This window comes from Tunicatimonas sp., assembly GCF_049647865.1.
In the GTDB taxonomy this organism is placed as follows: Bacteria; Bacteroidota; Bacteroidia; order Cytophagales; family Cyclobacteriaceae; genus Tunicatimonas.
Genome location: NZ_JBARYM010000019.1, coordinates 1 through 10,065 on the forward strand (window position 1 = coordinate 1; position 10,065 = coordinate 10,065).

11 protein-coding genes and 1 pseudogene are annotated in these 10,065 nt (G+C 44.2%); 6 read left to right on the forward strand and 6 right to left on the reverse strand.

What is annotated here, in order from left to right; all coding sequences use genetic code 11:
- Nucleotides 1-141: 141 nt before the first annotated feature.
- The 3 genes from WBA23_RS00720 to rocD form a co-directional block, all read right to left on the reverse strand.
- Nucleotides 142-960, reverse strand: a complete 819-nt coding sequence (locus tag WBA23_RS00720) for a purine-nucleoside phosphorylase (RefSeq protein WP_424580312.1) — start codon at nt 958-960, stop codon at nt 142-144.
- Between the two features lie 60 nt (nt 961-1,020).
- Nucleotides 1,021-1,767, reverse strand: a complete 747-nt coding sequence (locus WBA23_RS00725) for a hypothetical protein (RefSeq protein ID WP_424580313.1) — start codon at nt 1,765-1,767, stop codon at nt 1,021-1,023.
- A 79-nt stretch (nt 1,768-1,846) separates the two neighbouring features.
- Entirely contained in the window at nt 1,847-3,079 is a 1,233-nt protein-coding gene (rocD, locus tag WBA23_RS00730) for an ornithine--oxo-acid transaminase (RefSeq protein ID WP_424580314.1), read from the reverse strand.
- Between the two features lie 213 nt (nt 3,080-3,292).
- Between rocD and rpmB the strand changes: the two genes are divergently transcribed.
- From rpmB to ftsY, 4 genes are all read left to right on the forward strand, one after another.
- Nucleotides 3,293-3,532 carry a 50S ribosomal protein L28 gene (rpmB, locus tag WBA23_RS00735; RefSeq protein WP_424580315.1) on the forward strand — a complete coding sequence of 80 codons (240 nt, stop codon included), beginning with the start codon at nt 3,293-3,295 and terminating at the stop codon, nt 3,530-3,532.
- A 22-nt stretch (nt 3,533-3,554) separates the two neighbouring features.
- On the forward strand, nt 3,555-3,743 hold the full coding sequence (gene rpmG, locus WBA23_RS00740; RefSeq protein ID WP_424580316.1) for a 50S ribosomal protein L33: 189 nt from the start codon (nt 3,555-3,557) through the stop codon (nt 3,741-3,743).
- 2 nt (nt 3,744-3,745) lie between these two features.
- Nucleotides 3,746-3,898, forward strand: a complete 153-nt coding sequence (locus tag WBA23_RS00745; RefSeq protein ID WP_424580317.1) for a DUF4295 domain-containing protein — start codon at nt 3,746-3,748, stop codon at nt 3,896-3,898.
- Nucleotides 3,899-4,102: 204 nt separating this feature from the next.
- Nucleotides 4,103-5,068, forward strand: coding sequence for a signal recognition particle-docking protein FtsY (gene ftsY / locus WBA23_RS00750; RefSeq protein WP_424580318.1), 966 nt, complete (start codon nt 4,103-4,105; stop codon nt 5,066-5,068).
- 39 nt (nt 5,069-5,107) lie between these two features.
- On the opposite strand, the gene WBA23_RS00755 is transcribed toward ftsY, so the two are convergent.
- Nucleotides 5,108-5,737: a phosphatase PAP2 family protein gene (locus tag WBA23_RS00755; RefSeq protein ID WP_424580319.1), complete on the reverse strand. Its 630-nt coding sequence runs from the start codon at nt 5,735-5,737 to the stop codon at nt 5,108-5,110.
- Nucleotides 5,737-7,191: an RNA polymerase factor sigma-54 gene (gene rpoN, locus WBA23_RS00760; RefSeq protein ID WP_424580320.1), complete on the reverse strand. Its 1,455-nt coding sequence runs from the start codon at nt 7,189-7,191 to the stop codon at nt 5,737-5,739. Before rpoN ends, WBA23_RS00755 begins: the two co-directional genes overlap by 1 nt.
- A 191-nt stretch (nt 7,192-7,382) precedes the next feature.
- Here rpoN and asnS point away from each other — a divergent pair, with 191 nt between their 5' ends.
- Nucleotides 7,383-8,837, forward strand: a complete 1,455-nt coding sequence (asnS, locus tag WBA23_RS00765) for an asparagine--tRNA ligase (RefSeq protein WP_424580321.1) — start codon at nt 7,383-7,385, stop codon at nt 8,835-8,837.
- 80 nt (nt 8,838-8,917) lie between these two features.
- Nucleotides 8,918-9,673: a YdcF family protein gene (locus tag WBA23_RS00770; RefSeq protein ID WP_424580322.1), complete on the forward strand. Its 756-nt coding sequence runs from the start codon at nt 8,918-8,920 to the stop codon at nt 9,671-9,673.
- 116 nt (nt 9,674-9,789) lie between these two features.
- Here WBA23_RS00770 and WBA23_RS00775 read toward each other — a convergent pair.
- Nucleotides 9,790-10,065 (reverse strand): annotated as a pseudogene (locus tag WBA23_RS00775) (hypothetical protein); the annotation flags it as partial.

The window sequence follows — 10,065 nt, forward strand, 5'->3', positions numbered from 1 at the left end:
GCCAGTGTTATTGGGAATTATGTTAGATGCGGGCTTTCCTATGTCAGTGCCAATACTGTTGTGTTTAGCGTTCGCAGTCGCAGCGGTGGTTCCTCTAATATTTTTAGTCCGTTTACAGCAACGGGAAGTAATGATGCCGCGCTAAAAGTTGTGTTCGTTAATCATGCGGTACACCAAACGGGTTAGCTTGGGTTCAGCTTCTCCGGCAATCTGAATAATTTCTTGCACACTAACGGGTTCTAGTTTGTCGGGGTCGCCAATGTCGGTAATGATTGATGCCGCAAATACTTTCATGCCTTGGTGCTTGGCAACGATAACTTCGGGAACGGTTGACATGCCCACCAAGTCAGCACCAATGGTACGAAGAAAACGGTACTCGGCTCGGGTTTCCAGATTGGGACCGGGTACCGCAACGTATACTCCTTTATGAATTCGGTAACCTTCTTCCTTCGCAATTCGCCAAGCGGCATGAATCATTTCTTGATCATAGGGCTCACTCATGTCGGGGAAGCGAGGACCGAATTCATCCCAATTAGGACCCGTTAGCGGATTAGCGGTTTGTAAGTTAATGTGGTCATCAATTAGTACTAAATCCCCCTTGTTATAAGATAGATTCATAGCACCAGCTACACTCGATACGTACAGTGTTTTGATACCTAACTTGTGCATTAACCGTACGGGGTAGGTAATCTGTGGCATAGAGTAGCCCTCGTAGTGGTGAAAGCGCCCCTGCATGGCTAAAACACGTTTGCCCCCTAGCGTTCCGTAAATTAATTTCCCCGAATGAGTCTCTACCGTACTCACCGGAAAGTGAGGAATATCGGCGTAAGAAAAGACGTGATCAACCTCAATTTCTTTGGCTAATCGACCTAACCCAGTTCCTAAGATAATGCCTATTTCGGGTTGCTCAGTAATATGCTGAGATACGTATTCGTATGTTTCAGAAAGGTGCTTTAGCATAAGTAGATAACTTTAGGAGTTGTTAAATAGATAATAATAAAATACTTTTTACCAATTGCTTTAAGCACTACGATCTGAAAGTTGGTCTTGAAGATAGGGTAAAAGGTTAGGTATATTTGACCAATGGCCGTGGACTTTAGTAAGAGAGAACTCGGCAAATAATTCCTCTCGGTACCAGCCTAGCTGTCTCGTTTTCTTAATCATCTCCTGGTGATCAGCACTACCATACGCATACTGCACCATTGCATTCCGATTTTTCCACAGACTGAACGTAGCCTGCTGTATCAACGGAAGCTCACCAATCCCTTTTGAGAATAATAAACCCACCTGATGTTGCCCTAGTCGGTCACTAACCCTAGGTACACTTTTCCAGAAACTCCATAGTTTTTTAGGATGAATAGTAGCCCGGGTAACCACCGCTATTGGCCCATTGGTAGATGAAGGTTGCTGTACCAAAAATGGTTGCTGCTGTTGCCAGGTGCCTCTCACTTTTGTGGTATTAAGATAGGTGGTCCAACGTTGAATCGTATTAATAAAGACCTGATAGCAGTATGGATGATGTTTAAAAAATGCCTCAGCAGACGCTTGATCTTCCCATACCGATAATAAAGCGTAGGTGCTAGTATCGGGAACAACGCTAAATCCGTTGCCGCTTCCGCTCCCCAGTAATTTATAAAAGTGGAGACCAGGTACTGATTTGAGAATACGATTAGCGTCTTGCATCTGACGCATCGCCCACCATTTTTGCTTAAGCCCTTTAAATTTAAGAAAAGTGACGGTGGTAACCTGATGATGTACTGATGCCAACAGAAGAAAGTGTGTAGATAAAAAAGATAGCAGTACGTTATTATACTGCTATCTGTTAACACCTTCATAAACGAACTGTTTAAAATTCGCTGAGGGTTTGCTCAATAATATCGCAGCACTCGTGCAACTGCTCTTCGGTAATAACCAAAGGGGGAGCAAAGCGAATGATATTGCCGTGGGTGGGCTTGGCTAGCAGTCCATTCTCCTTCAGCTTTAAACATATGTTCCAGGCCGTTTCACTCTCCGGATCATCGTTAATTACCACCGCATTTAGCAAGCCCTTCCCCCGAACTAAGCTTGCTATATCATACTTGTCAGTTAATTGTTGCATTCGCTCCCGAAAAACCTGACCGAGTTGTTCGGCTTTGTCAGCCAGATTTTCATCTATTACTACTTGAAGGGCAGCCATCGCTACTTCGCAAGCCAAGGGATTCCCGCCGAAGGTTGAGCCGTGCTCGCCCGGCTTGATAGTAAGCATAATTTCATCGCTAGCCAGTACGGCTGACACCGGAAATACCCCTCCCGATAGGGCTTTTCCTAAAATCAGAATATCGGGCTGAAAACCTTCGTGCTGGCAGGCAAACAATTTTCCGGTACGGGCAATACCGGTTTGCACCTCGTCGGCAATAAACAGCACGTTATGCTGCTGGCATAGCTCGTAGGCTTGCTTCAAGTATCCGGCATCGGGCACTACCACTCCGGCTTCGCCCTGAATAGGTTCAACCATAAAACCCGCTACGTTAGTATCCTTCAGCGCGTTTTCTAAAGCCAATAAATCATTGTACGGAATAATTTCGTAACCCGGCATGAACGGGCCAAAACCGGCAGTACTACTCGGGTCGGTAGAAGAAGAAATCGCTCCTAAAGTGCGCCCCCAGAAGTTTCCTTCCACAAAAATAATTTTAGCCTGATTAGCTGGAACGCCTTTCACTTCGTACGCCCATTTTCGGCACAGTTTTACCGCCGTTTCACCACCTTCAACGCCGGTGTTCATCGGCAGTACGCGGTCGTAACCGAATAGCTCGGTAATAAATTTTTCGTAGCGTCCGAGTGTATCGTTATAGAAAGCGCGAGAGGTCAGCGTGAGCTTCTGAGCTTGTTCAGTAAGCGCCTGAACAATGTGCGGGTGGCAGTGCCCCTGATTCACCGCGCTGTAAGCGGAAAGGAAATCGTAGTACTGTCGGCTTTCCACGTCCCAAACCAGTACTCCTTCCCCACGGGAAAGAACTACAGGTAACGGATGATAGTTGTGCGCGCCGTATTTTTCTTCCAGCGAAATGGCTTCAGAGGAAGTTAATGTTGTTTCAATCATAACTTGTCTTAAGTATTATGAAGTTTTGGGTTTAAAGTTCTAAGTTCAGCAACTTTAAACCCAAAACTAAAAACGCAAAACTTAGGTGTTGTGAACTATTACTTTACAAATTTGCTTAATACTCAAAGAAAAACAAATAGATGAATTTTTCTTTCTAAAGAGAATTTTAGATATTTGCAACCCTGAATTTAGAAGACGAGAAAAATTTAAGATATGTCTAAGGTTTGTCAGATTTCCGGTAAGCGCCCCCGCGTGGGAAATAATGTATCCAAGGCGAATAATAAAACCAAGCGGAAGTTTTCCCCTAACTTACAACGTAAGCGGTTTTATTTGCCCGAAGAAGATAAGTGGGTTACCATTCGCGTAGCAACCTCTACGTTGCGAACAATTAATAAGAATGGCATCACTGCTGTGCTGAAAGAAGCCCGAGCCAAAGGAACCGCGCAGATCTAGCAACTATTAACGATTACCGACTATGGCAAAGAAAGGAAAAGGCAACCGCATTCAGGTAATTCTGGAATGCACCGAACATAAAACAAGTGGTCAACCCGGTACTTCCCGTTACATCACTACTAAAAATCGGAAGAATACTCCCGAACGAATGGAGCGAAAAAAGTATAACTCTGTTCTGAAAAAATATACTGTTCACAAAGAGATTAAATAATTATGGCTAAGAAAACCGTTGCAACGCTACGATCAAACACCGGGAAAGGCTATGCCAAAGTAATTAAGGCGGTGAAGTCAGATAAGACTGGAGCTTATACCTTTAAAGAAGAAATGGTTCCAGTAGATAACGTGAAAGAACACTTCAAGAAATAAAATTTCTCTGTTTTATCGCAAAGTACTTTAGCCCCTTGAGGGCTTTTTTTGTATATTTTTATCTGGGCTAAACCTAATGAATTAAGCACGAAGATTATTTTCATCTATGTTTCTGGTTGTTGAGGAATTACGCAACTAATAATTTTAATCCTGAAACTTGTCTAAGACAAACTATCAATTTTCTACTATTCACTATCACTTGACATGGCACTTTTTGGTTTATTCTCTAAAGATAAAAAGGAAACCCTAGATAAGGGACTGGAAAAATCGAAGCAAAGTTTCTTTGAGAAAATGAGTAAAGCGGTTGCGGGAAAAGCTACCGTTGATGAAGAGGTACTGGATGAACTAGAGCAGATTTTAGTAACCAGCGATGTGGGTGTAGACACCATGGTGAAAATTATAGATCGCATTGAAGCTCGCGTTGCTCGCGACAAATACCTCAATACCTCTGAACTAGACCGTATTCTTCGGGAAGAAATTGCTGCGCTACTATCTGAAGCCGACGGTAGCCACACTACCACCCAAGCTACCGATTTTCGTATCCCCGAAGATCATCAACCCCATGTAATGTTAGTAGTTGGAGTGAATGGCGTAGGAAAGACCACCACTATTGGAAAGCTAGCTCATCAATTTAAACAGCAAGGCAAACATGTGATTTTAGGAGCAGCGGACACCTTTCGCGCCGCCGCCGTAGATCAGCTCAAACTCTGGGGTGAGCGAGTTGATGTGCCCGTCGTCTCCCACGGTATGAACACTGATCCGGCTTCGGTCGCCTACGATGCAGTAAAACAGGGCGTAGCGCAAAAGGCTGATTTGGTTATTGTGGACACAGCCGGACGCTTGCATAATAAAGTCAACCTGATGAACGAGCTTTCTAAAATCAAGCGAGTGATTCAGAAGTTTGTGCCCGAAGCTCCGCACGAGGTACTACTAGTGTTAGACGGTAGCACCGGGCAAAATGCCTTCCTTCAGGCCCGTGAGTTTATTAAAGCCACCGAAGTAACGGCTTTGGCAATTACTAAACTAGACGGTTCTGCCAAAGGCGGCGTGGTAATTGGCATTTCTGATCAGTTTAAAATTCCGGTAAAGTACATTGGCGTGGGAGAAAAAATGGAGGACCTACAAGTCTTTAACAAAATGGAATTTGTTGATTCATTGTTTGGGAAGTAGTGTCAAGGTGTTCATATTAAGTAAACTTGAATACTTGAATTAAACAAACCACCAAACCGACACCAAGCTGATAGCTAACCCAATAATGCTTCCTACCAAAATATCTTTCGGTTCGTGGGAGCCAATATAGAGTCGGGATGACATTACTAAACCGCTAATAATTAGAACAATAACCAGCGGAGTAACCAGAAAGGCTTGAGGATATTCTGATCCCAACCCGATAATAAAGCCGATTAACCCGCTGCTACTAGCACTGTAAGCACTTACTTTTATGAACAGCGTAGCTACACTAGCTACAATAATAATTACCGTGAAAGCGGCCAATAAAATGCTTAGAACCGAGCTATCGTTAAACTTATAGACGAACAGGAATGTCACAATTATGTAAAAGAGACTGATAAAGAAGAAGGGAAGCACGCGTTCCTGCCGGGTAGGCATCGAGATAACGGCTAAATAATTCTTGCGAATAACCAGAAAGCGGGATACGGTAACGTACACCAGTGGAATGAGAAAGGTAGTAAGGAAAATAGCAAGTAGCAGATAATCAGGGTTACTTACTCCCCGCTCAACGACAATAGGAGCATAGTAAAAAAGTAAAGCAAAGAGGTACGTAGGCATTAATAATGGGTGCATCAGCACCGAACCTAAAACCGCCAGTTTTCGTAACATTAAAGTTCTTTTCTTAACCGGGCCACCGGAATTTGTAGTTGTTCCCGATACTTGGCCACTGTTCGTCGGGCAATATTATACCCTTTGTCTTTTAGTAATTTTTCTAATTTATCATCGGAAAGCGGCTTACGCTTATCTTCGTGATCAACTAGCTCTTTCAAGTAGTTTTTCACTTCCCGGCTACTTACATCTTCTCCCGAGTCGGTAGCAATACCTTCGGAGAAAAAGTACTTTAACGCATAGGTGCCGTACTCAGTTTGCACTGATTTACTATTAGCCACCCGCGATACAGTAGAGATATCCATGCCAATTTCATTGGCAATATCCTTCAGAATCATAGGGCGAAGATTACTTTCATCACCCGTAAGAAAAAAATCGTACTGGTACTTTACAATGGTCTCCATGGTATTAAGCAACGTGTTTTGCCGTTGTTTAATAGCATCGATAAACCACTTAGCCGAATCGAGCTTCTGCTTTACGAAAGAAACTTCTTCCTTCAGCTTTTTGTCTTTTTTGTTGCTCTTATCATACGCTTGAAGCATAGTAGAATACGAGCGGCTCACCTTCAGCTCCGGAGCATTTTTAGAGTTTAAAGTCAATTCCAACTTTCCGTTGTCATTGGTCAGGATATAATCAGGCACTATATACTGAGTACGAGATGCCAATCCGCCAGTATCTACTCCCCCCGGCTTCGGGTTCAGCTTGGTAATGATATTAATTCCTTCCCGTAGAGTATTTTCGTCTACTCCTAGTTTCCGACAAATCTTGTCAAAGTGTTTCTTCGTAAACTCTTTGAAGTTGTTTTCTACAATATCAATGGCTACCCGAGTGTAGCGATCATGGTTGGGCTTACGCTCCAGTTGAAGTAATAAACACTCCTGAAGATCGCGAGCCCCAATACCCGGTGGATCAAACTGCTGAATCTTACTTAGTATCTCCCCCAGTTCTTCCTCATTGGTATCAATATTGAGGGAAAAGGCCAAATCGTTAACAATCGCTTCTAAGTCGCGACGGATGTAACCATCGCTTTCAATGCTACCAATAAGTTGTAAACCAATTTGCTGACGTCGTTCATCTAAACGAAGAAAATTGAGTTGGGTCATGAGTTGTTCTGTCAGCGAAATTGACGTAGGCATAGGCAAATCTTTATCGTCTTCATCGTTGTAAGACCCATCGCCTTGCATTTTATAGCCGCTAAACTCATCTTCAGCTAGGTAATCCTCTACACTAATTTCTTCAGAATAGTCTTCTTGCTCACTATCGCCAAAGTCGTCTTCTGCCGTAGACGCTTCTTCGTCGTTGTCCCGACCTTCTTCCAAGGCTGGATTCACTTCAAGTTCTTGTTCTATACGGGCTTCCAACTCGGCCGTAGGTATCTGAAGCAACTTGATAAATTGTATCTGCTGCGGTGATAGCCGTTGACTGAGGGATTGGTTTAAACCAAGCTTTTGCATGTTATTTCTCCATAGTAAAAAGTAAGCCCCCAAGCGAGGCGCAAATTTATGATATTATCACAAATCTTTGTTAAAAACACCAAATTATCGTTGCTTTACCGCCAGTTTTACTACATCCGTAAGGTATTAACCAACATAGTAGCGGGGTAGTTTTAGCGTTTAGTTACAACTTATCAATCGTTAGTCTTAGTATGCAAAACTTACGGTGGAAAATCAAGCAGGTTTTAAAAGAAGGTGAGGCTGCAGTAGGAAAATCGGTAGTGGTAAAAGGATGGGTGCGTACCAAACGAGGTAGCAAAAATGTGAACTTTATTGCCCTTAACGATGGCTCTACCGTCCGTAACCTACAGATAGTTGCTGCCCCTGAGCAGATTAACGAAGATATTTTACGCCGAATTAATACTGGAGCTTGTTTAGCCGTAACTGGTACATTAGCTGCTTCTCAGGGGCAGGGCCAAGTAGTAGAACTACCCGCCGAGCGTATTGAAATTTTGGGCGAAGCTGATTCTGAAGAATATCCATTACAACCCAAAAAACACTCTTTAGAATTCTTACGAGAGATTGCCCACCTGCGCCCTCGTACGGCTACGTTTGGTGCCGTATTCCGGTTAAGCCACGCTATGACGTTTGCTATCCACCACTTCTTCCACGAGCGAGGGTTCTTCAACTTGCATTCGCCTATCATCACCGGCTCCGATGCCGAAGGAGCGGGCGAGATGTTTCGGGTGACTACGTTAGACCCAAAAAACCCTCCGCTCAATGAAAAAGGTGAGGTAGACTATGGGCAAGATTTTTTTGGAAAGGAAACTAATCTGACGGTTTCGGGGCAACTAGAAGCTGAACTGGGGGCGTTGGCTTTATCCGATGTGTATACCTTTGGACCCACTTTTCGGGCGGAAAATTCTAACACATCTCGTCACTTAGCTGAATTCTGGATGGTTGAGCCGGAAATGGCTTTCTACGATCTGGATGATAATATGACTTTAGCCCAGGAGTTTGTACAATACTTGGTGCGCTTTGCACTGAACAACTACGCTGATGATTTGGCTTTTCTCAACCAGCGGCAATTAGATGAAGAAAAAAATAAGAAAAAAGAAGAACGCAGCGATATGTCGTTGCTAGAACGGTTGCAGTTTGTAGTAGATAATGATTTTGAACGAATTACTTACACTAAGGCGATTGAGATTCTGCGCAACTCTAAGCCCAACAAGAAGAAGAAGTTTCAGTTTTTGATCAATGAGTGGGGAGTAGACTTACAATCGGAGCACGAACGTTTCTTGGTAGAGAAGCATTTTAAAAAGCCGGTGATTCTGTACAACTACCCTAAACAGATCAAAGCATTTTACATGCGGCAGAACGATGATGATAAAACGGTGGCCGCCATGGACGTACTGTTCCCGGGCATAGGGGAGATTATTGGCGGTTCTCAACGGGAAGAGCGGTTGGGTAAATTGCAGCAACGCATGGCCGAAATGAATATTCCTGAGAAGGAAATGTGGTGGTACTTGGAAACTCGCAAATTTGGCACGGCACCCCACAGTGGCTTTGGCATTGGCTTCGAGCGACTAATCATGTTCATCACTGGTATGCAAAATATTCGCGACGTGATCCCCTTCCCCCGCACCCCACAGAATGCTGAATTTTAGGATAGTACCGAGTTTTGGGTTTAGGGTATAATCTAAGCGATGAACTCAAAACTTTTATAAACTCAGAACTCAAAACTCTTTTGTTCTTTATTCTCTCTAAAACGCTGTATTTTCTGGTAATGCCAATCACACTGGTGGTGCTGGCGTTCTTGCTATGTATTGTCTGGAGAAAGCACCGAAGGCTTTTCTTCATTATTGGGTTTACGCTACTGCTGCTGTTTACCAATAAATTTTTAAGCAATCTACTACTACGAGCATGGGAAGTGCCGCCCCGCCCGATTGCCACCTTGCCTCAGTACCGGTTAGGAATAGTACTCGGAGGAATCACTACCGATAAAGAACCTCGTGACCGTAGCCACGTAACGGGCGATGCCAACCGGATACTCCACGCCATTCAATTGTACCGCGAGGGCAAGATTGAGAAAATTCTGCTCAGCGGAGGCTCAGGTAAGTTGCTAGGGGACAGCATCCCTGAAGCAATGGCGCTACAGAGAATCCTCCGGAACGCGCAGGTTCCCGGTAGCGATATCTTGGTAGAATCTACTTCCCGGAATACCCGCGAAAACGCTCTGAACAGTCAGCAGGTTTTAGCCCAGAACAATGTCAACGCTAAAGTGCTCCTAATCACCTCGGCCTACCATATGCGACGGGCTAAAGCTTGTTTTGATCAGGTTGGTGTTTCGGTAGACACCTTCCCCGTAGGTATGCGAAGTCAGCCGCTTCAATTCACCCCCGACTGGTTAATTATTCCCGAGTCCGGCTCCATTGGAAACTTTGAGGTAATTATCAGAGAAATAGTCGGCACCGTAGCCTATTGGGTGGCGGGGTATATTTAGTCGTACCGGTTTACCAAGTAAAACACGCATCAGACCAAAAATCAGCATGCTCTCCCAGATGTACGTAGCCTAGCTGGTTAGTGAGCATTTGTGTTTTCTCAATGCTGAACTCCGGCTCATTGCGGTGACTGTGGCCGTAAACCCAAGCAGCTACCGGCCAAATTAGCAATCCTCTCGGCTAGGTCTACACAGAAGGCTTCGTTAATGGTGCTACCCCGAAACTCAGCAGCATTGCACTGTTCGCTGGGTAGGTGGTGCGTAAGCACGGAGCTTTCGGTCTGTAACGTTTTAGTTAGAAATTGTAACGCAGTGGTATGCAACTGATTATACTGCTTAATGCCAATAACCTTACCCTGGTAGCGAATGCGGTGAAAGTCATTCATGCCTAATAG

Excerpts from the sequence above, each read along its gene's own strand:
- ftsY (WP_424580318.1), top strand. The coding sequence starts at position 4,103 with ATGGCACTTTTTGGTTTATTCTCTAAAGATAAAAAGGAAACCCTAGAT.
- WBA23_RS00720 (WP_424580312.1), bottom strand. The coding sequence starts at position 960 with ATGCTAAAGCACCTTTCTGAAACATACGAATACGTATCTCAGCATATT.
- rpmB (WP_424580315.1), top strand. The coding sequence starts at position 3,293 with ATGTCTAAGGTTTGTCAGATTTCCGGTAAGCGCCCCCGCGTGGGAAAT.
- rpmG (WP_424580316.1), top strand. The coding sequence starts at position 3,555 with ATGGCAAAGAAAGGAAAAGGCAACCGCATTCAGGTAATTCTGGAATGC.
- asnS (WP_424580321.1), top strand. The coding sequence starts at position 7,383 with ATGCAAAACTTACGGTGGAAAATCAAGCAGGTTTTAAAAGAAGGTGAG.
- WBA23_RS00745 (WP_424580317.1), top strand. The coding sequence starts at position 3,746 with ATGGCTAAGAAAACCGTTGCAACGCTACGATCAAACACCGGGAAAGGC.
- rocD (WP_424580314.1), bottom strand. The coding sequence starts at position 3,079 with ATGATTGAAACAACATTAACTTCCTCTGAAGCCATTTCGCTGGAAGAA.
- WBA23_RS00755 (WP_424580319.1), bottom strand. The coding sequence starts at position 5,737 with ATGTTACGAAAACTGGCGGTTTTAGGTTCGGTGCTGATGCACCCATTA.
- rpoN (WP_424580320.1), bottom strand. The coding sequence starts at position 7,191 with ATGCAAAAGCTTGGTTTAAACCAATCCCTCAGTCAACGGCTATCACCG.